This is a genomic window from Rhodoluna lacicola (assembly GCF_000699505.1).
Lineage (GTDB): Bacteria > Actinomycetota > Actinomycetes > Actinomycetales > Microbacteriaceae > Rhodoluna > Rhodoluna lacicola.
The window spans coordinates 101,172-122,361 of sequence record NZ_CP007490.1; the positions used below are offsets into that span (position 1 = coordinate 101,172).

Here is a 21,190-nt window from a genome sequence, read left to right on the forward strand (position 1 = left end):
GTACATTTTGCGGCCCAGGGAGCCCTTATCCTCACCTAGGCCTTTCGAACAGCAAACAGTTCACAAGTAGGAAAGTTTCAGATGACTAAGACAAAAACTCCTCAGAGTGGGGCCCACGAGGAAGTAGACAGCCTCATGCGAGCCACTCGTGTAAGCAAAGCTTTTAACGGAATTTACGCCGTCAAGGATGTCGATTTCGAGCTAAAGCCCGGAGAGGTGCACGCCCTACTAGGACCGAATGGTTCCGGTAAATCGACGCTTATTAAAATGCTCGACGGAGTCCAACCCCAAGACGAAGGAACTATTGAAGTATCTGGGCGCTCACGAAACTCAAAAGATGTCGCTACTGTGTTTCAGGAGCTAAGCCTCATACCTTCACTTTCTGTCGCTCAGAACATTTTCCTAGGAAACGAACTTCGTAACAGTCTTGGCCTGGTTCAAACTCGCGAAATGAATCGGATCTCCAGACAACTCACTGAGCGACTTGGGTTGAACCTGAGCCCTGACGAACTTGTAGAAAACCTGTCTGTCGCATCACGCCAGCTTGTTGAAATCGCAAAAGCGATACACAGAAGCGCAAGCGTTCTAGTGCTTGACGAGCCCACGTCGACTCTGACGACTGATGACCAGATATTACTTTTTAAAAGCATTCGAGACATTCAGAAAACGGGAGTTGGAATCATATACGTCACTCACCGACTTGGCGAGGTGTTTGAGATTGCAAATCGAGTCACAGTCTTGCGCGATGGGAAAAAGGTGCTCACCGCAAAGATTTCCGAAATTGACATGGCGTCGCTCGTTGAGGTAATCACAGGCACGGCTTATCCTGCCGGGGAAGTTTCAAACGACGATAAGGAAACGGTTGCAAGTGCGAAGCGCGGATCAATTCAATCAAAACCCCGTCTGGAAATATCAAATCTTTCAAGTGACAAATTCTCGAATATTTCATTACGCGTAAATTCTGGCCAAATTATCGGGGTGGCTGGTCTTACGGGCACTGGACGAACTGAGCTGCTTGAGACAGTCTCGGGCATCAGAAGCAGAACCGGCGGAGAAATCAAAATCGATGGCAAACTCACTTCATTCAAAAATGTCTCGGAAGCGGTTCGAGCTGGAGTGGCACTTGTTCCGGAGGATCGGCATGGGTCTGGAATTTGCCTGGAACACTCAATCAGCAGGAATCTTCAGCTGGCACACGCTAAGGCTCTGAGTCGAGGACCATTTTTGAACACCCAATCTGCCCAAGAATTAGTCGGCAATCTGATGAAAACCCTTCAAATAAAGGCCGCGTCGCCCTTAAGTGCCGTGCAGTCATTGTCGGGGGGCAATCAGCAAAAAGTGGTATTTGCGAAATGGATGCAACCAAGTGTCAAAGTTTTGTTGCTGGATGAGCCGACACAGGGCGTTGATGTTGGTTCACGCAAGGAGATTTATAGGGTTATCCGTCGTTTCGCAGATGAAGGCGTCGGAGTGCTAGTTGTTTCCTCCGACTTTGTAGAGCTTCAGCAGTTGTGCGACGAGATTTATTTCATGACATCCAGTTCAATTAGCGCTCCTGAGTCGGTTACTGAGCGCGTGACGGAACACTACATCTACTCAAAATTAAGCGAAAGGGTGACTTCTGGCCATGAACAGCAAAAAATCAACTAAATTTAGGCTTTTCCCTTCAGGCGTAAAATCAGCTCCTGATTTTTTCCGAGGTTACTTTGTTTACCTTGCCCTAACAGCACTGATCATCTTCTTTTCCCTAGCATCGCCATACTTTCTAACGGCCCAAAACCTGTTCAACATAGGCAGGCAAACTACGGCAGTCTCAATAATTGCTGTTGGCATGACGTTCGTGATAATCAACGCTCAGATTGATTTATCCGTCGGCAGTGTGTTTGCACTTTCTGGAATGACGTCGGCCCTGGTGATGCAGTACGTAAATAACTTTTGGCTGCTAGGCGCTCTTGCCGCAATTGCTGTGGGTGTTGTCATTGGATTTATCAACGGCTGGGTCACAGTGAAACTTGGCGTCCCCAGTTTTCTAGTGACACTGGGAACTCTAGGGATTGCTAGGGGGATAGCACTGATTATTACCGACACTAAGCCGGTATTAATTTCAAATCCTGCATATTTTCAACTATTCGGAGACAGTTCGTTTCTTGGCATCCCAATTGCTGTGATCTGGACTCTTGTAATCGTAATTGCTGGATTTATTGTCTTGCACAAAACTACCTTCGGCCTGCGAGTCTTTGCTACAGGTGGAAATCCTCAAGCTGCTCGTTTTACGGGAATCAACACCCATCGCACGATAATAGCTTCCTTCATGATTGTGGGTGCGTTGGCGGGGCTTGCTTCGTTGCAATTCACTGCTATTGCTCGAGCAGCCCGCCCAGACCTTGCCGCAGGGCTCGAACTGGACGTAATCGCAGCGGTGATTCTAGGAGGGGTGAGTCTTTTTGGTGGCCGCGGAACAATAGTTGGCGCGCTGGCCGGATCACTAATCATCGGCGTCATGAACAACGGGCTTGTGTTACTCGGAGTGAGCTCGTCATTCCAGGAAATTATCAAAGGAATCATAATCATCGCCGCTGTTTCACTAGGCAAAAAGAAATAACAAGAGAAGAAATGAGAGGAAAAATGTCAAATTCAACAACTACTTCACGTCGATTCTTTAGCGTGGGTCAAACAAAAAATGGAAATTGGAGTTTTATCGATCCAGAGGGTAAGCCTTTTGTTTCGCTCGGAGTAAACCACATTGATGATTCCGACCTCAGGTATCCACACAACGTTGAAGTTTGGGATGCAAAATATGGCTCTCGCCAAAACTGGGAAAGGGCCGTGGTTCAAGACCTGACCTCATTAAACTTCAACACAATTGGCTGGACCTGTCAGTACATCAGTGGTGGTTGGGGCGAGGCTCTCGACTGGTTTGGAGATCCGGTAGACCTTGGACACTCTTACCCTTGGCCCGACCAAGACCTGCTGGAGGCAAATATGCCTTACGTTGTTCAAATACGAGTACAGGAAATTGAAGACTGGAATGGTCATCCGGCCTATCGCGACGTCTATAGCGAAGACTTTGCTAAATATGCGGATTGGATAGCCAGAAGAATGACTTCGGATCACAAGAACAGTACAAATTTGATTGGCTATTTCCTGGTGGATATCCCAGGCTGGATTCCTCACGCAGCTGGACGTTTTTGGCCAGGCTTCGAGGGGTTGTCTAAAGCTGAGCATGACGAAAAGTTATTTGATGTCGCCAAGACCTACTACAAAATAATCACCGAAGCCATACGGCGTTACGACCCAAACCACCTGATTCTCGGTGACCGATACAACGGTAATAAAGGAATCCCTGAAGTTGTGCTCCAAGCAATGGTTGACCACGTGGACGTTTTGTCGGTCCAATACTTCACAGGAAAGTCTGCCGAGGAATACGAGACCATGATTTCAGATCTTCGAGGTTGGCACGAAATTACAGGAAAGCCGGTGCTTATTGCCGACATTGGCAACTGGGTTCCAACCGAAATGAACCCGCATCGCACAAGCGACATGTCTACTCATGACGAACGCGGGCAAGATTACGCCTACGGGCTTTCACGAATCATGAGCGAACCTTGGATCATTGGTTGGCACTGGTGTGGCTTCATAGAAAATCTCGGCCGCGGTTGGGGGATGAAAGATCCGCAAGATAACTTCTACACAGCAATGACCGACAAGATGGCCAAAGCTAACGCCGAAGCCAACGCAGCAATAGCGAAACGCTAGACATCGCCTTGTGGAGCTGCCGGTGAACATTTCATGACCACCGGCAGCTCCGCAGGTTCACCCATCCATCATTAACGGGTAGGCGTCAAGCCTATCTAGATTCAACTGCTTTGAGGAAAAGGAAAAACAATGAAGAAAATCCACGTCGGCTTAATAGGTGGCGGTTTTATGGGCAAAGCACATTCACTCGCCTATTCGGCTGTGCCAATGTTTTTTTGGCCAACCGAACTGGTGCCAGTGAAACACACGATTGCCGAAGCTACAGCTGGGCTTGCAGCGGATGCTGCTGCGCGTTTCGGCTTTTCTAAGTCAACGAGTGACTGGCGTTCAATCATTGAAGATCCGGAAATTGATCTAGTAGACATTGCTACCCCCAACAATCTGCACGCCGAAATTGCCATCGCGGCACTTGAGGCAGGGAAGCACGTTATCTGCGAAAAGCCGATTGCTCGAACTGTTGAAGAAGCAGCCAGGATGTACGAAGCTGCCAGAGCAACTGACCGGGTTCACATGGTGGCCTTCAACTACCGACGGACCCCAGCCGTTGCCCTGGCAAAACGTTTCATTGAAGAAGGGGCAATTGGTCGAATTCTAAACGTTCGCGCAACCTACCTACAGGACTGGTCAGCAGACCCAAACTCACCACTTTCTTGGCGTTTCAAAAAGGCAGTTGCCGGATCTGGCGCTGTGGGCGACATTCTGACTCACGTTCTAGACATGGCTCGCTATCTAGCCGGTGAAATTACCGAAGTGAGCAGCCTTACAGCAAACATTATTACCGAGCGCCCACTTCAGCAGGGTGGCGCTGATTCACTAGGAAACACTAAAAATGACAACGGTCCGAAGGGACCGGTTGATGTCGAGGATGAGGTTCTTTCGTTAGTCAAATTTGCGAGTGGAGCTATTGGCTCTGTCGAGGCAACCCGAAACGCTTGGGGCCGAAACAATTTCATCACTCTTGAAATCCATGGCTCCGAAGGGTCTATCGCCTTCAACTACGAAAACAGAGACGAACTACAAGTGTGCTTTAAAAATGACGGAGATGATCGTCGTGGCTTCCGCACGGTTTACACGGGTCCGAATCACCCCAATGGTGCAAACCTTTGGCCGATTCCGGCACTTGGAATTGGTTACGGCGAAACCAAGATTATTGAAGCCCATGACCTATTCCAGGCCATCGCGGGTGGTGAGCCAGTTCGCCCAGACTTCGGTGACGGATACCAGGTAGCTCTAGTCGACAACGCCATTCTGGAATCTGCAGCAACGGGACAGTGGGTTAAGGTTCCTCAGTTGAATCGTGAGACCGGAAAGGTTGCCTAGTTTCGATGACTATTTTCAGAATTCAAGTAGCCGAAGTTCTGAGCTAAGAGATGTTGATGTTCAAATGAAAAAAGCAACCATGCGCGCCGGAATTCTAGGCGGTGGATTCATGGCAGAAGTGCACTCGCGAGCTATACGTGCAGCAGGGCACGAGGTCGTTATGATTTCGAGTTCGTCACCTGAAAAATCAGCTGAGGCCGCTCGACGACTAGGGATAGAGCACATCGCATTAGACAATCGAAGCCTCATCGAATCGGAATTAGTGGACGTAGTTCATGTCTGCACCCCTAATTTCTTACACAAGACCCAAACGGAACAGGTTATAAATTACGGCAAACCCGTAATTTGCGAGAAGCCATTGGCAACAACTTTTGCAGATGCACAAAGTTTGTTTGACCTCTCTGTTGCCACGTCGATTCCAACTGGAGTGCCGTTTGTGTATCGGTACTACCCGGCCGTTCAGGAAATCCGCGACCGGATATCTCGGGGTGACAATGGCGAACTCCACCTGCTTCACGGTGCATATCTCCAGGACTGGCTGGCCAAACCGAGTTCCACTAACTGGCGCATTGACAGGCAAGTTGGCGGAGAATCGCGCACTTTTGCCGACATTGGGGTGCACTGGTGTGATCTTATGGAGTTTGTGACAGGCCATCGTATTACCAAGCTCGTTTCATCTCTCGCGACAATTCACCCTGAGCGAGGGTCAACCGAGGATGCTGCATCGATACTGTTTGAAACCGATAGAGGAGCGTTTGGAACTTTACTTGCAAGTCAGATATCACACGGCCGAAAGAATGAACTTAAGTTTTCATTTGACGGAGAATTTGAGTCGTATCAATGGAACCAAGAGCGACCTGGAAGATTCAGTGCATCCAATTCGCAAACTGAAATCATCATAGAGGTCGGATCCAACTCGATGAATTCTGTGGCGGCTCAAAACCTCGCATATCTGCCTGCTGGTCACCCACAAGGATATCAAGATGCCTTTAACGCATTTATGAAAGACTGCTACCGATCATTTGCTGGCGAATCAGTTGATGGATTGCCAACTTTTGAAGACGGACTCAGAGCTGCCCAAATAACCGAGGCAGTTTTGCAATCTTCGGATTCAAGGCAATGGGTCGAAGTGGCAACCCTAGCAAGTGCCAAGGCAAGCTTGTAAATTTGGCCCAACTTAGGAGAAATAATGACACGCCCAGTAACGCTTTTCACCGGCCAGTGGGCCGACCTGAACCTCGAAGAAGTTGCTAAGCTCGCGAGCGAGTGGGGATATGACGGGCTCGAAATCGCATGCAGCGGTGAACACTTAGATGTGGAGCGCGCAGCCACTGACCCGGCCTATGTTGCCGAACGTCTAGCAATTCTCGAGCGACACAACCTGAAACTATTCGCTATCTCTAACCACCTCACTGGGCAGGCGGTTTGCGACAACCCAATCGACTTCCGTCACCAGGGCATCCTGAGCTCGAAGATCTGGGCTGATGGCGAAGCCGAGGGAGTGCGAACCCGCGCTGCCGAAGAACTAAAGCAAACCGCCATCGCCGCCCGCAACCTTGGCGTTGATACAGTGGTGGGTTTCACGGGCTCTTCGATTTGGCAATACGTTGCCATGTTTCCGCCAGTTTCGGCTGAGGTAATTGAGGCAGGGTACGAAGACTTTGCCAAACGCTGGAATCCAATCATGGATGTGTTTGACGCAGAGGGCGTGAGATTTGCACTTGAGGTACACCCGTCTGAAATTGCCTACGACTACTACACAACCGTGAAGACTTTGCAAGCAATTGATAATCGCCCAGCCTTTGGTTTGAACTGGGACCCAAGCCACATGCACTGGCAAGACATTGACCCGGTGAATTTCATTCTTGATTTTGCTGACCGTATTTACCACGTGGATTGCAAAGACACCTTTGTGCGAAAGCTTGATGGCCGGGTTGGCCGCCTAGGCTCTCACCTTTCTTGGGATGACCCTCACAGAGGCTGGACTTTTGTTTCTACAGGTCGTGGCCAGATTGATTGGGAGTCATCATTCCGCGCACTGAATTCGATTGGCTACGATGGCCCAATTTCAGTTGAGTGGGAAGACGCCGGTATGGATCGCTTGCACGGTGCTAAAGAAGCAGTTGGTTTTGTGAAGTCACTGCTGTGGAATGTTCCGGCTCAATCTTTTGACGCGGCATTCAAGAAAAACTCAGGAGCCTAAAATGACCGATATCTGCACAGTGGTAGCCATCTTCACACCAAAGCCAGAGTTTGAGCAAGACGTCAGAGATGTTCTCTATCGCGTCACGCCATTGGTTCACGAAGAAACAGGTTGTGAGTTTTACTCAATGAACCGTGACGTTGAGGGGCGCTACATTCACATTGAGGCCTGGACCACCAGACAGGACTGGATTGATCACATGGAGCAGCCAACCGTGAAAGAAATCTTGGCCGGTGTTGAAGGCAAACTCCAGAAAGAAGTAGAGGTCTACGAACTGTATAACGTGCCAACTGGGACTAGTGGCAAGGGTTCCTTGGCGGCTGCTGCCGTCTGAGATTAGTTAGGCCGCTTAGGCTCCAAAGCTCGATACTGCTCCAAATACCCACGAGCAACCTCAAGCGCCGCCTTCTTGCCACCATTGGCATAAGCCACCGCAACCTCAAGCAGCACACCTGGCTGTACATGAAACACACTCTCGGCATTGAGCCCAGAAACCTTCTGCCGATTAGAAACAGAAATCATTACCTGCGTTCCGTTATCGCCCGAATTGAAATCCACCAGCTTGTCGAACGCCCATTCGCGCGTCTGTGCCTGACCACCAAACACCACGCGCTGATTGGTAAAGGTGGCATCGCCGCTGTCGATCACGCTCAGGGCATCGGGGTTGCGAACTAACTGACCACGATTCGCACCAACCCGATACGACAAACCCTTAGCAATGTGAATACTCACACCTTGCGATCCACCCTGGTAGCTACTGCCCGTGCTGCGATACTCCAGCAACTTAGTCGGCACCGAGTCAATGGCCACCTCACCCTTTTTGAGCATTGTCTGCACTAGCCCCGCCGGCACACCGTCTTCAAGCTTCTTGACCAAACCCTCAAGCCCAGTAACCAGCGCCTGCCAGTTATCGTGCAGAGTGTGACTTGTCTTGCGCTTCTGCAGCCACACCGCCAGCACAATCGCAGCAATGGCCAATATGCCAACCAACACCGATGTTGCGTTCTCGTCCATCTGACCCCCTAGGTTCTAGTTTCAGCGTACTTGGCGCCAAAGACAAGCAGCTGACCGGTGCCGCAACCGAGCTAGAGCTAGCGCTAACTAAAAAGAAGATTGCGCACGATATAAAGGAATACCCAGATACCGGTCACGCGTTCATGAATCCGTACCAGGCAGGTGGCCCAGTGTTTGGAACCCTACTTCGCATTACCGGTGCTAAACCCAACCCCAATGCCGCCGCGGACGCATGGTCTCGCATCGAGAAGTTTTTTGGCGAGCACCTGCACTAATTCAAAAGGACTTCAATGGGCTTGTAGAGTTAGACTGAGGCTAAACGAAATTTTACTAGAAATTAAATGGGGGCATAGTGAAGAAATACATCGCAAAGTCTCTATGCGCCTTAATCTCAATTTCTTCACTTTGGATGATTCCTCTTTCACCTGCATCTGCTGCTCAAGTAACAGCCGAAGTGGTTAACGTAGATTTCACATCAGCCACCCAATCCGGATCAACTATCTCTAACGCAGCAGTAGGCAAGTTGGCCGACATTACTGTCCATGGCACTCCGTCGCTAAATGGAACTACTGGAGCAACTTTTGCGAACACCAGCTCAGGCTCGACCGGAAATTACCTAACTGGAAATCTGGGCACAACCACTGACATGTCAAAAATCACAGTTGAGTTTTCTGCGAAATTTACCGATGCCGGGTGTGCAGCACAAAACTCAGGCTCAATGGTTTTTGGCCTTGGTGGCAGCCAGGGGTATGCCTACTACAACGTCTACCGTCACTCGAACTTTATTGGCTTCAACACTTTCAACAGTGACATTTTCGGTGTTGCTCTTCCAGATAACTCAAGCTTTCACACTTACAAGTTCGTATTGCTTCCTTACCCAGCAAACGCAAACAGCCTTCAAGAAATTTGGATTGACGGCGTAAAGCAAACACCTTCCTTCAAAACAACTTCTGTTGCTGTAGGGACTTGCTCGTTAATTAGTGGAACAGGCGAAAGCGCGTCTGAGCGTAAATTCACTCGAAGCAGTTATAACAACGGTGATTTTATGCTGATGACACACCCGCTTGGACCAAGCACGTGGGGCACCACGGGTTCAATTCAAAACCTAAAGATTACAACTGTAGTTACGACAGCAACTGTCGTTGCGCCTGATGCGCCAACCATAGGTTCAATAACTGGGGGCAATACCCAGCTTTCGGTTCCATTTACCGCGCCGGCAAATAACGGTGGCGCATCAATCTCCGATTACAAGTACTCAACCAATAATGGAAGCACTTGGGTAAGCGCCGGAACGACTTCTAGTCCAATTATTATCACCGGACTAACCAATGGCACCGCCTACAACATCAAGCTTCTTGCCGTAAATTCAGCAGGTGACGGAACCCCATCAACGGCAGTTTCGGCAACGCCAGTCACACCAATAACCGTGCCGGCTGCGCCAACAATTAGTGCAATAACCGCTGGTGATGCACAACTTTCAATCGCGTTCACAGCTCCGAATTCTGACGGTGGCGCAGCTATCACGGATTACAAATACTCAACCGATAACGGCACCACGTGGACCAGCGCCGTGACCAGAACAAGCCCGATCGTGGTGACCGGCTTAACCAATGGCACCGCCTATAACTGCAAGCTTCGCGCTGTGAATTCAGCCGGAGATGGAACGGCGTCGTCTGCAGTGGTTGGCACCCCGGTGCAGCCGGCATCACAAGGAAGCTCCTCTGGCCCAGCACCTGTTCCCGGTCCAACGGCGCCACCAGCTCAGGTGGAATCGATTGCAATTACCAAGGCAGTGGGCAAGAGTGGCAGCTTGCTGAAGGTAAAACTAGATTCACAAGCTGGCGTCAATGTTGGCTCAAGTGTTCAGGTTCGACTACTTGATCTAAAAGGAAAACTGATTCAAGTTTTGACTATTCCGGTAACCGCAAGCACTTCAGTCATTGAGGTTCCAGTAAGTCTTACCCCTGGAAACTTCACCGTTGAAGCAGTTGCAGTCAACTCAGTGGGTGCTTCGCAGACAGTTGCCACAACACCTACTTATTTACCGCAGCCTTTCTTCACCGTAAAGCCAGGGTCAAAAGCTCCGGTACTTGAAGGTAAAAAAGTTGCTGATCCGGTTTACTTCCAAGCTGACTCGGCAGTGCTCACTTCGGATGCAAAAGCCGCTTTACTTTCGGTGCTTGCAAAGGTGACCAAGCCTGGCTCAAGAGTGGCAATCACTGGTTTCACCGCCAGCCGAAACATGGGCACAAGCCTTGAAAAGAAACTTGCTGCCGCCCGAGCACTTCAGGTAGCCAAATTCCTTAAGGCAAATAAACCGGGCATCTGGATTTATTACGCGGGCTTTGGTGCCCTAAAGGGTGCTCAAACTTACGCAGCAGCGCGCAAGGTTGAGCTAAGAATTATTAACTAACTAACTTTTACCTCAGGGCGCTTTGGCTCCAACGCCCGATACTGCTCTAAATACCCACGCGCAAGTTCTAGCGCTGCCTTCTTGCCGCCGTTGGCGTAAGCCACCGCAACCTCAAGCAGCAAACCTGGCTGCACATGAAACACACTCTCGGCATTCAATCCGGAAACTTTCTGCCGATTAGAAACTGAAATCATTACCTGAGTGCCGTTATCGCCCGCGTTGAAATCAACTAGTTTGTCGAAGGCCCATTCACGTGTATGCGCCTGCCCACCAAACACCACGCGCTGATTGGTAAACGTGGCATCGCCGCTGTCGATCACGCTCAGGGCATCGGGGTTGCGAACTAACTGCCCACGATTCGCACCAACCCGATACGACAAACCCTTAGCAATACGAATACTCACACCTTGCGAACCACCCTGGTAGCTACTGCCAGTGCTGCGATACTCCAGCAACTTAGCCGGCACCGAGTCAATGGCCACCTCACCCTTTTTGAGCATGGTCTGCACTAGCCCCGCCGGCACACCATCTTCAAGCTTCTTGACCAAACCCTCAAGCCCAGTGACCAGCGCCTGCCAGTTGTCGTGCAGAGTGTGACTTGTCTTGCGCTTCTGCAGCCACACTGCCAGCACGATCGCAGCAATAGCCAAGATTCCAACCAACACCGATGTTACGTTCGCGTCCATGCGACCCCCTAAGTTCTAGTTTCAGCGTATTGGGCAACTAGGACATGGAACCGGGTTGGTTTTGAATCAGACTCAGGAGTTAATTGCCTAAAGGTCACTTTGGGCAGATAACAGACGCTTTCCCCTTGAGTAGATGTTTGTTTGCCGTAAAACCCGGAACGTGCATAAACGGGATTTTCTTGAAAGTTTTAGCACCTGCTGGGTAGTTCTGGGATTTCGAAATGCCAGCCTCAAAGTATTTGTTGAGGGACGCACACGTCTTGAATTTAGTCAGGGACCGTTTTTCACTAATCTCCCTCATTGTGCTTTTGGGCGCAAGAGGATTAGCCGCAGTTAAGTAAGGCTTGAATTCAATAACAGCCAATCCACGTACGTCATTGCCGTCGTTAATTTTGCTACCAATTTCAAGCTCATCGATTGTGCTCCAATAATTACCTGCAAGGTTTAGCTGTAAAGGGTTGCTTTTATTCATGGCTGAGAATAGAAAGCCAGTATTTGCTGGCTTGTTGAAAGTGTTGCCAGAAACCCTTATAGTCACACCATTATCTCGGGGTGAATACCTGTCGCTAATTGCGCACCCTTTTGCATATAGGTAATTGTCACTAAATACGATCGTAGCGTTCTGGTAGCTAGAAAAGATAGGGCACACGTTGTGCAAGGCATTTCTCTCAATAGTCACCACTGCAGGATTTCGAATCGCGGTTCCACTCACGTAGGTACTTGTGCCGACGGCGTTAATCTGTAGCGGACCTGTTCGGTAGAAATCTGAGTCTCGGATAGTGAAGTTTCCAAACCGACTTATGTCTAGACGAAGATTTTCGATAATCGCGTGGTCTATTTGAACATTTAGAAAGTTGTTTGCGGGATATTCGTAAGTGTCATAAAGTGCCGTGTTGCCCTGTAGCCCGATGATTCGCACAGGCTCAGAAGCAGTTCCAGCAATTGTTAGATTTCCCTTAAGTTCGACTAGATATCGAACGCTCAAAACGGCAACTGGGTCAGCAATAATTGAAACGCCTGCCTCAATAATGAGTGTCTGCCCAGCGGGCACGATGATGGGCTGAGTGATTACATAAGGACTTCCAGCTTTGGTGAGAATGCCACTTGGAGGCATCTCCCCTCCAACGTATACATTCGCGGCGGAAGCCGGCGCTAACCCCATAAATGTCATACCTGCAGAGATAAGTAGCGCAAAAAGCTTTTTCATGGTTCCCCCTAAGTTATTCAGTAAATGGTAGCAAATCGGCTATGCAGCCTACGTGGGTGCTGAATAAGTTCGGGCAGCACAGCAAACATGTTCGAGCTTGCTTTTACTAAAAAGAAGATTGCGCACGATATAAAGGAATACCCAGATACCGGTCACGCCTTCATGAACCCGCACCAGGCAGGTGGCCCAGTGTTTGGAACTCTGCTGAAAATCTCAGGTGCTAAACCCAACCCCGATGCCTCCGCAGACGCCTGGTCTCGCATCGAGAAGTTCTTTGGGGAGCACTTATCCACAGTTTCAAAAGGTTAATTATTTGAAATTCATATGCCTGAAAGACTTTGAATTGTCAGGCCTGACAAATACTATATAAGTGAATCTTCCCTTGCATTTAGGTGCGAGCCCCCGGTCGCCTGCGCGGCCGGGTTTTCACATTAAGGCACAAATTGCAAAAACGCGTAGTTGCTTTTATTGATGGTTTCAATGTTTACCACTCTGTTAACGAATTGGGTCCCAGGTCAAATTCGCTCAAGTGGCTGAATCTTTATTCTCTTGTTAGCGCTCTTATTCATCCCACCAAAGACACACTCGCAAGCGTTGAGTATTTTTCGGCCGAAGCGCATTGGAACACTAATGAAAAGAGAAAAAGACATACGGATTACGTTGCAGCTTTGGAAATTTCCGGTGTAAGCACACACATTGGCTCATTTAAGTCGGTGAAGAGAAAGTGTAAGAAATGCCATAAAACTTACAAAACCTTTGAGGAAAACGGAACGGATGTAGCGATTGCTGCTGCAATGATTAAATTTGCCCACGAGGACAAGTTTGATAAAGCATTACTTTTTTCTGCAGATAGTGATTTGGTTCCTATCATTCGAAGTCTGCGAGCGAGTCATCCAGAAAAAGAAGTATTTATAGTCACGACGTCATCGAGGATCAGAAACGCTAAGGACTTGAGGAAGATTTCCAATGGATTCATTTCAATTGGAGCCAAAAATTTTGAGAGAAATCTTTTTGGATCTGAAATTTCAAACGGCACACAGTCAGTCTTGAGGCCGAAATACTACGACCCTATTTAGAGCCCGGCCTCACCAGTCGGCAACGCATAAGTACAACGCACATCACCAATTGCAAAGTATTCAAAGTCCGCGCGGTTCACACCAAGCTCTACCAGCACTCCGCCGTGCTTACCTGGTGAGCGCATCACGGTAGAAGCAGCTGCAACCCAGTCTTCGTTTACATCTTCTAATCGCATAGGCACAAGAATCTGATCTGCACAGCGAGCGGTGTCGTATATCTCAATGAACTGGCACCGCTCGTAAAGATCACAAACGGCTTCATCGGCCCAATCCCAATACAGGTAATCGGTGTCTGCATACTCGGCTACCTGCGCAGAAATCTCTTCATCAAGAGTAGGTTCCTGCAAAGCCACATAGGCACTAAGGGCACCGGTGGTTACCAACAACACCGAAACAAACCCGATCTTCCACCACTTAGGCATGTATTTTTTTAGGGAAGAAATTTAAAGAGCAGCTCTTGCAATTTGCTCACGAATGAACGCATTTTGATTGTCAAGCTTTATGAGACGTTTCTTCGCCTCAACAGGGTAAGGTTGAGCCCGGTACGTCTCAATTCGCCTATAAAGTTCGAATGGAATAGGACGAGTTTTGTCCTTTTTATCCAGATTCTCTGGAGCAATCAAGCCATATTTGACGGTATTTCTGTCGCATTCCAGTGTAGAAATAGCCCACATTTCTTCTTCGGATTGCCAATCTCGGCTCTGCAGCATCACAAGAGTCAACCCAGTCCTATAAGCATTTGACATCGCATGTATGAACTCGCGTTCCAACATGGGCATGGACCAGTACCAATAAAAGTCATCGGGAGTAACAGAATCAAGTTCTCGCTGTGGCTCGTATTTCTCAATTATTTTTATAAATAATTGCCCATAGGGGGTCTGTGGTTCTCTGCCTGAAAGGTACAACTCAGCCAGATTCTCGCCCTCAGACATGCCCCTCAAATTTGACACTTTGTTCTCAAGTGCCTGGTTTGCGAACTGTAACCCGTAATTTGTCGCGGTACCTCTATCAAGACCCCAGAGCATCATTGTTTCAGCAAGTTCGGATGCAGCTTCTTTTACTCTTTTTGAATCAGACTTTTTACCAAACATAAATCCCCCAAAGTGTGTTTGGCCCAGCATACAGCCGGATCCTGCCTAAATCCGAGATCTCATCAAGGGTTAGTTGGTTTGGCCATTGTCAATACAACCTGGGTTAGGCCGGCCGATGCCACGGTTAGCAGTCGTTTACCTTTACAAGGGGAAATATGGCCCCGGGCATGCTGCAATTTTCAGTTTTGTCTCCCTGTCCGCCCCGTCCTTTATCCTTATAAATAGAGAAAACGGGGGCCAAAGGTGTCATCAGAAGCACAGCGCGCAGAGCTGCACAGAACCATCTGGAAGATCGCTAATGATCTTCGCGGCAGCGTCGACGGCTGGGACTTCAAGACCTACGTGCTTGGCATGCTCTTCTATCGCTTTATCTCTGAGAACCTCTCCGGCTACCTAAACGAGCACCAGCGTCGCGCCGGCGAAAAGGATTTCGAGTATTCAAACCTCACCGATGACAAAGCCGAATTTGGCCGCAAAACCACAGTTGAGCAAAAAGGTTTCTTTATTTTGCCAAGCGAGCTTTTCGTCAATGTTCGAAAGAATGCTAAGAATGACTCGAACCTGAATGAAACCCTCTCACGCGTATTCGCCAACATTGAGGGCTCAGCAGTTGGCGCTGCTTCAGAAAATGATCTCAAAGGCCTCTTCGAAGACCTTGATGTAAATAGCAACAAACTCGGCCCAACAGTTATTAAGCGCAACGAAGTGCTCGTGAAGTTGCTTGATGCTATTGGAGATCTAGATTTCGGAAACTTCCAAGACAACAAGATAGACGCCTTTGGAGACGCGTACGAATACCTAATGTCTATGTATGCCTCTAGCGCAGGTAAGTCAGGTGGAGAGTTCTTCACCCCCCAAGAGGTTTCCGAACTACTCGCCCGAATCACACTTATCGGCAAAAAGTCAGTAAACAAGGTTTACGACCCTGCCTGCGGCTCTGGTTCACTATTGCTCCAGTACGCAAAAGTCCTAGGCAAAGACAACGTTCGCGAGGGTTTCTACGGTCAAGAAATCAACCTGACCACATATAACCTCTGCCGTATCAACATGTTTCTGCACGATATCAATTACGAAAAGTTTGATATCGCCCATGGTGACACTCTTACCGACCCACATCATTGGAATGACGAACCTTTTGAGGCCATCGTCTCCAACCCGCCTTACTCCATCAATTGGGCTGGTGATTCAGACCCGCTCTTAATCAACGATGACCGCTTTGCTCCTGCAGGTGTGCTTGCCCCCAAGAGCAAGGCAGACCTTGCCTTCACATTGCATATGCTCCACTGGCTAGCAGTGAACGGAACAGCCGCAATCGTTGAGTTTCCGGGCGTTATGTACCGTGGCGGTGCCGAACAAAAAATACGCAAGTACCTTGTTGATAACAACTACGTGGATGCAGTAATCCAGCTGCCGCAAGACCTATTCTTCGGAACTTCTATCGCCACCTGCATCTTGGTGTTGAAAAAGTCCAAGAAAGAAAACTCAACACTATTCGTGGATGCTTCTGCGTTATTTACTCGCTCACAGACCAAGAATCGTTTGACCTCTGAGCACATTGATCAGATTCTGCAAACTGTTGATAATCGTTCTGACACCGACTACTTCTCGCGGCTCGTTGACAATCAGGATGTTGCCTTAAACGACTACAACCTTTCTGTTTCAAGCTATGTTTCAGCCGAGGATACTCGCGAAGTTATCGACATCCAGCTGTTGAACAAAGATATTGAAGGCATTGTTGCTCGTCAGGCTGAACTACGTAAACAAATCGATTTAATTGTTGCTGATTTAGAGGACCAGGAATTGTGAGCACATTCAATCCCGATCAAATTCGCAGTCAGACTCAGATAGCCTTGCCAAGCGATGATCAATATCTCTACAGACTAGGGGTAGCTCTTTTCGGTTTTTCTTCTGTAACAAATTTTATGATCGAGGTAACCTGTTACTTGGATCCGACAGTTTCCAGAACTAACCTCCAAGAACGAATGTCAGGTGAAGTTCTCGATGCATTCAGGCATAGCGTGAAGATTGGAATTAAATCCTGGCCTCAGTTGAAAACCGTTGGTGTGCAAACTGCAGATGACTATGAAAAAGTAAATACAGAGAGATCTGATTTTGTACATGCATATCCAATTACTAGTGCCACCGGCCAACAAATTTTGCACCGGAGGCAAGACAATAAAGGCAAGTATTTTGAGGCCTCCGATGGTTTTCTAGATAACTTCATTAGACAGTTGGATCGGGTTTGTGTGGGGCTATACGAAATTCGGGAAATAGCGAGGCCGATCCAATGAGTCATCTTGGCGCATTAGTCAATTCCCTGTGTCCTGAAGGGGTAAAATTTCAGCCTCTCGAAGAACTAATCTCGTACGAGCAACCAACGAAGTATCTTGTAAATTCTGTGAATTATGATGACTCTTTCACAACGCCAGTACTGACAGCCGGCCAAACATTTATTTTGGGTTATACGGATGAGCAGGGCGGCATATATTCTGCAAACCCCAACAGCCCAGTGATTATTTTTGACGACTTCACTACTGCTTTTAAGTGGGTTGATTTCCCTTTCAAAGCAAAATCATCTGCGATGAAAATGTTAACTTTAAAAAACGGAGAAATTTCATCACTTAGGTATGTTTATTTCGCTATGCGCTGCATCGGATATGCCCCCCAGGATCACGCAAGGCACTGGATTAGTCAATATTCTCAATTCCGTATACCGGTACCGCCACTCAAGGTTCAAGAAGAAATTGTGCGAATTCTTGACACCTTTACAGAGCTAGAAGCAGAGCTAGAAGCAGAGCTAGAAGCCCGTAAAAAGCAATACGAACACTACCGAAACAAACTACTGTCAACGCAGCTTCCTTCAAGCGTTGAGTTCAAGACATTGGGCGAGTTACTAGGCCCCATAGCTCGCGGAAAGCGACTAACCAAGTCAAATTTGGCTGATGATGGTTCGATTCCTGTATTCCACGGTGGTCTGAATCCAATTGGGTATCACGACGAATCGAATATGCCTGGGGAAACCGTAATGGTTATCAATACAGGTGCTTCATCAGGAAGAGTTGGGTGGTCGAGCGAACCATTTTGGTGTTCAGATGGTTGCTTTGCTCTTCCCCATTCCGATGAGATTTCATCGAGGTTCCTGTACCATTACGCGTCACTAAAAGAGCAATTTTTCACGGACAAAGTTAGAAAAGCAGGCATCCCAACCCTGGCCTCTGCTCCAATTCTCTCATTGCCAATCCCAGTATTACCATTGTCCAAACAATTGGAGATTGTCGGAATTCTGGATGCATTTGTTGAACTAACATCAAATCTTTCAATGGGTCTACCTGCAGAGATTGAAGCGAGGCGCAAGCAATATGAGTGCTACCGCGAAAGGCTTTTCACCTTCAAGGAACTTGCCTAATGAGCATCCCAAGAGTTGAGCCAATTGCTGTCACAAATGAAAGCACTGTAGTTGCCGAGTATCAAGCCGATACCCGCACAGAGCAGGCTTACCAATCTGAGGCTCAACTCGAAAAGGCTTTTATAGACCTCCTCCAAGGTCAAGCGTATGAGTACCTGCCAATCACAAATGAAACGGATTTGCTGGGTAATCTGCGGAATCAACTTCAACTTCTAAACAAAGTTGAGTTCACTGATTCAGAGTGGGATCGACTCTTCACAGACAGCATTTCATCCGCCAACGATCGAATGATTGATAAGACCATTCGTATCCAAGAGGATTACATCCGAGTTCTCAAGCGTGACTCTGGTGAGACTAAAAACATTTATCTGATTGATAAGTCCAACATCCACAACAACCGCCTGCAGGTAATAAATCAGTATGAGGCTGAGGGAAATTATCAGAACCGATATGACGTAACAATTTTGGTCAACGGCCTTCCTATGGCGCATGTTGAATTGAAGCGTCGTGGAGTTGACCTGCGCGAGGCTTTCAACCAGATAAAGCGCTATCAGCGAGACAGCTTTTGGGCTGGCTCGGGTCTTTTTGAGTATGTTCAGCTTTTTGTGATCAGCAACGGAACCCTGACCAAGTACTACAGCAATACCGTGCGGGAAACCCGTGTGAAAGAGTCAAACGGAAACGAGCGTACGAGGAAGACATCAAACAGTTTTGAGTTCACCAGTTGGTGGGCCGATGCCAACAACAAACCGATTTTGGACCTTATGTCTTTCGGTAAAACTTTCTTTGCCAAACACACGATTTTGAACATTCTTACCAGGTACTGCGTCTTTACTGAAGAGCAGCTTTTGCTGGTTATGCGTCCATATCAAATCGTTGCAACTGAACGTATTTTGCAGCGAATTCTGGTTAGCGAAAATTCAAAAACTCTTGGTTCGTTGGCTGCTGGTGGATACATTTGGCACACAACCGGATCTGGTAAAACCTTGACCAGCTTCAAGACAGCACAGTTGGCCAGTCAGATGCCATCGGTGGACAAAGTTTTATTTGTTGTGGACCGTAAGGACCTGGACTTCCAGACGATGAAGGAATACGACAGATTCCAGAAGGGTGCGGCAAACTCAAGTGCCTCAACTGCTGAGTTGAAGAAGCACCTTGAGAACCCGGACTCGCGAATAGTTATCACGACTATTCAAAAGCTCAGCAAATTTATTGAAGGCAACAAAGACCACCCAATTCAACGCAAGCGCGTGGTTTTGATCTTTGATGAATGCCACCGTTCGCAGTTCGGTGATATGCATTCGTCAATTCGCAAAGCCTTCAAGAACTACAACCTTTTTGGTTTCACCGGAACTCCTATTTTTGCTGCAGGAGCGTCAACAGGCGGAAACCCAGACCTAAAAACTACCGAGCAGGCTTTTGGTGACAAGCTGCACACCTACACAATCGTTGATGCGATTACTGACAAGAACGTATTGCCATTCCGCGTTGACTACGTGAACACAATGAAGACGGTTGAGTCATCCGCCGATAAGCAGGTATCTGCCATAGATACCGAAGCGGCACTACTTGCACCTGAACGTATCTCCAAAATTGTGAACTATATTCTGGAGCACTTTGACCAGAAAACTCGCCGGAACGAAAGTTACTCAATAGACAAGAAGCGCGTGCAAGGCTTCAATTCGCTGATGGCAACGCAGTCAATCGCTGCCGCTAAGTCGTACTATCAAGAGTTCAAAAAGGCTCAGGCCGATTTGCCAGAGGCACAGCGACTCAAGATAGCCACGATCTTTAGCTTTGCGGCAAATGAGGCGGAATCTGATGGATTGATGCCCGAGGAAGGCTTTGAGGTAGACGCACTCGATGTTCCATCACGCGACTTCCTTGAATCAGCCATCTCTGACTACAACAAAATGTTTGGGACCAGTTTTAGCACAAGATCTGACAAGGATGGCGGCTTTGAAAACTACTACAAAGACTTAACAAAGAAATTGAAGTCTCGCGAACTGGACCTCGTTGTGGTCGTAAACATGTTCCTGACCGGTTTTGATGCCACAACACTGAATACGCTTTGGGTTGATAAAAACCTGCGTCAGCACGGCTTGTTGCAGGCCTACTCTCGTACGAACAGAATCCTGAACTCAGTAAAGACCTACGGAAATATCGTTTGCTTTAGAGATCTTGAAAAGCAGACTCAAGAGGCGATTACTCTATTTGGCAACAAGGAAGCCGGCGGTATCGTGATTCTCAAGCCTTACGGTGAGTATTACGAGGAGTACTCGGCTACCGTCTCTGAATTCCTGGCGCGCTTCGCGACAAACGAAGTACCAGTTTTAGAAGACGACAAAAAACTCTTTATAAAACTTTTCAATGGGATTCTCCGACTCAAGAACATCCTTGTCTCGTTCGATGATTTCAAGGGCAACGAAATTCTCACTCAGGCACAGCAACAAGATTGCCAAAGTGTATATTTCGAGATCAAGCAGCAACTAATCCCTATGTGGCCAGAAAAAGACTCGATCGTTCAAGATGTCATTTTTGAACTTGAGCTAATCAAGCAAGTAGAAATCAACGTTGACTATATCCTCGATTTGATTCGCAAACTCAAAGACTCGGGTGCTGATCTGAATGCCGATAAAGAAATTAAGGCGTCCATTAGCCGTGCTGTCGACTCAAGTTCAGCTTTGAGAAGCAAAAAAGACTTAATCGAGAGATTTATCCAGTCAGTCAACATCGACGCGAACATCGATGACTCCTGGGTGCAGTTTCTAAAAGAGCAACGTGTCATTGAGCTCGAACAGCTGATTGAGGATGAAAACCTCGACCCGGCTTCGACTCATACCTTTGTTGACCAATCATTTAAGAGCGGTTCGATCCAAACCTTTGGCACAGGTCTAGCTCGGCTTATGCCAGCAGTGAGTATCTTTTCGCCAGCGGGCGAGCATGAAGCGCAGCGCGGTCGTGTAATTGAAAAACTACAAAACTATTTTGAGCGTTTCTTCACCCTGGGAAGCTGAG

20 protein-coding genes are annotated in these 21,190 nt (G+C 48.1%); 15 read left to right on the plus strand and 5 right to left on the minus strand.

The features are described from left to right. Positions 1 to 81 precede the first annotated feature (81 nt). From RHOLA_RS00490 to RHOLA_RS00520, 7 genes are all read left to right on the plus strand, one after another. On the plus strand, positions 82 to 1,650 hold the full coding sequence (locus RHOLA_RS00490) for a sugar ABC transporter ATP-binding protein (protein ID WP_051636132.1): 1,569 nt from the start codon (positions 82 to 84) through the stop codon (positions 1,648 to 1,650). Further along, on the plus strand, positions 1,628 to 2,602 hold the full coding sequence (locus RHOLA_RS00495; RefSeq protein ID WP_038501615.1) for an ABC transporter permease: 975 nt from the start codon (positions 1,628 to 1,630) through the stop codon (positions 2,600 to 2,602). Before RHOLA_RS00490 ends, RHOLA_RS00495 begins: the two co-directional genes overlap by 23 nt. Positions 2,603 to 2,625: 23 nt before the next feature. Then, positions 2,626 to 3,756, plus strand: a complete 1,131-nt coding sequence (locus RHOLA_RS00500) for a hypothetical protein (protein WP_038501617.1) — start codon at positions 2,626 to 2,628, stop codon at positions 3,754 to 3,756. A gap of 129 nt (positions 3,757 to 3,885) precedes the next feature. Then, entirely contained in the window at positions 3,886 to 5,076 is a 1,191-nt protein-coding gene (locus RHOLA_RS00505) for a levoglucosan dehydrogenase (protein WP_038501619.1), read from the plus strand. A gap of 64 nt (positions 5,077 to 5,140) precedes the next feature. Beyond that, positions 5,141 to 6,241, plus strand: a complete 1,101-nt coding sequence (locus tag RHOLA_RS00510; protein ID WP_038501621.1) for a Gfo/Idh/MocA family protein — start codon at positions 5,141 to 5,143, stop codon at positions 6,239 to 6,241. A 24-nt stretch (positions 6,242 to 6,265) separates the two neighbouring features. Next, on the plus strand, positions 6,266 to 7,279 hold the full coding sequence (locus RHOLA_RS00515) for a sugar phosphate isomerase/epimerase family protein (RefSeq protein ID WP_038501623.1): 1,014 nt from the start codon (positions 6,266 to 6,268) through the stop codon (positions 7,277 to 7,279). Position 7,280: 1 nt separating this feature from the next. Further along, a complete protein-coding gene (locus RHOLA_RS00520) occupies positions 7,281 to 7,613 on the plus strand; it encodes a putative quinol monooxygenase (protein WP_038501625.1) in 333 nt (110 codons plus the stop codon). 2 nt (positions 7,614 to 7,615) lie between these two features. On the opposite strand, the gene RHOLA_RS07005 is transcribed toward RHOLA_RS00520, so the two are convergent. Next, complete coding sequence (locus RHOLA_RS07005) at positions 7,616 to 8,293, minus strand: hypothetical protein (RefSeq protein WP_144239011.1); 678 nt, start codon at positions 8,291 to 8,293, stop codon at positions 7,616 to 7,618. On the opposite strand from RHOLA_RS07005, the gene RHOLA_RS00530 reads away from it, so the two are divergent. Both RHOLA_RS00530 and RHOLA_RS07475 read left to right on the plus strand, forming a co-directional pair. Continuing rightward, the gene (locus RHOLA_RS00530) at positions 8,275 to 8,568 is read left to right on the plus strand and encodes a dienelactone hydrolase family protein (RefSeq protein WP_038501626.1); all 294 of its coding nucleotides are present in this window, start codon (positions 8,275 to 8,277) and stop codon (positions 8,566 to 8,568) included. The two genes, RHOLA_RS07005 and RHOLA_RS00530, sit on opposite strands and share 19 nt — an antisense overlap. Positions 8,569 to 8,645: 77 nt before the next feature. Continuing rightward, positions 8,646 to 10,706, plus strand: coding sequence for a fibronectin type III domain-containing protein (locus RHOLA_RS07475; protein WP_038501628.1), 2,061 nt, complete (start codon positions 8,646 to 8,648; stop codon positions 10,704 to 10,706). Here the strand turns inward: RHOLA_RS07475 and RHOLA_RS07010 are convergent. After that, entirely contained in the window at positions 10,703 to 11,392 is a 690-nt protein-coding gene (locus tag RHOLA_RS07010) for a hypothetical protein (protein WP_051636134.1), read from the minus strand. The genes RHOLA_RS07475 and RHOLA_RS07010 overlap by 4 nt on opposite strands. 94 nt (positions 11,393 to 11,486) lie before the next feature. Beyond that, positions 11,487 to 12,599 carry a hypothetical protein gene (locus RHOLA_RS00545; protein ID WP_038501630.1) on the minus strand — a complete coding sequence of 371 codons (1,113 nt, stop codon included), beginning with the start codon at positions 12,597 to 12,599 and terminating at the stop codon, positions 11,487 to 11,489. 87 nt (positions 12,600 to 12,686) lie between these two features. Between RHOLA_RS00545 and RHOLA_RS00550 the strand changes: the two genes are divergently transcribed. Both RHOLA_RS00550 and RHOLA_RS00555 read left to right on the plus strand, forming a co-directional pair. Continuing rightward, positions 12,687 to 12,908: a dienelactone hydrolase family protein gene (locus tag RHOLA_RS00550; RefSeq protein WP_038501632.1), complete on the plus strand. Its 222-nt coding sequence runs from the start codon at positions 12,687 to 12,689 to the stop codon at positions 12,906 to 12,908. A 134-nt stretch (positions 12,909 to 13,042) separates the two neighbouring features. Continuing rightward, on the plus strand, positions 13,043 to 13,675 hold the full coding sequence (locus RHOLA_RS00555) for an NYN domain-containing protein (RefSeq protein ID WP_038501634.1): 633 nt from the start codon (positions 13,043 to 13,045) through the stop codon (positions 13,673 to 13,675). On the opposite strand, the gene RHOLA_RS00560 is transcribed toward RHOLA_RS00555, so the two are convergent. Together RHOLA_RS00560 and RHOLA_RS00565 are read right to left on the minus strand one after the other, a co-directional pair. After that, positions 13,672 to 14,097 (minus strand): hypothetical protein, encoded by a 426-nt coding sequence (locus RHOLA_RS00560; RefSeq protein ID WP_038501636.1) that lies wholly within the window; start codon positions 14,095 to 14,097, stop codon positions 13,672 to 13,674. The two genes, RHOLA_RS00555 and RHOLA_RS00560, sit on opposite strands and share 4 nt — an antisense overlap. A 21-nt stretch (positions 14,098 to 14,118) precedes the next feature. Then, on the minus strand, positions 14,119 to 14,796 hold the full coding sequence (locus tag RHOLA_RS00565; RefSeq protein WP_038501638.1) for a hypothetical protein: 678 nt from the start codon (positions 14,794 to 14,796) through the stop codon (positions 14,119 to 14,121). Between the two features lie 213 nt (positions 14,797 to 15,009). Here RHOLA_RS00565 and RHOLA_RS00570 point away from each other — a divergent pair, with 213 nt between their 5' ends. Genes RHOLA_RS00570 through RHOLA_RS00585 form a run of 4 tightly spaced genes read left to right on the plus strand, consistent with a single transcriptional unit; the run spans position 15,010 to position 21,189 of the window. Next, positions 15,010 to 16,572 (plus strand): type I restriction-modification system subunit M, encoded by a 1,563-nt coding sequence (locus RHOLA_RS00570; protein WP_038501640.1) that lies wholly within the window; start codon positions 15,010 to 15,012, stop codon positions 16,570 to 16,572. After that, the gene (locus tag RHOLA_RS00575) at positions 16,569 to 17,057 is read left to right on the plus strand and encodes a hypothetical protein (RefSeq protein ID WP_038501642.1); all 489 of its coding nucleotides are present in this window, start codon (positions 16,569 to 16,571) and stop codon (positions 17,055 to 17,057) included. Before RHOLA_RS00570 ends, RHOLA_RS00575 begins: the two co-directional genes overlap by 4 nt. Next, complete coding sequence (locus RHOLA_RS00580; protein WP_038501644.1) at positions 17,054 to 18,172, plus strand: restriction endonuclease subunit S; 1,119 nt, start codon at positions 17,054 to 17,056, stop codon at positions 18,170 to 18,172. The genes RHOLA_RS00575 and RHOLA_RS00580 overlap by 4 nt, the downstream gene beginning before the upstream one ends. Further along, entirely contained in the window at positions 18,172 to 21,189 is a 3,018-nt protein-coding gene (locus RHOLA_RS00585; RefSeq protein ID WP_038501646.1) for a type I restriction endonuclease subunit R, read from the plus strand. Before RHOLA_RS00580 ends, RHOLA_RS00585 begins: the two co-directional genes overlap by 1 nt. The last annotated feature ends 1 nt before the right edge of the window (position 21,190 follow it).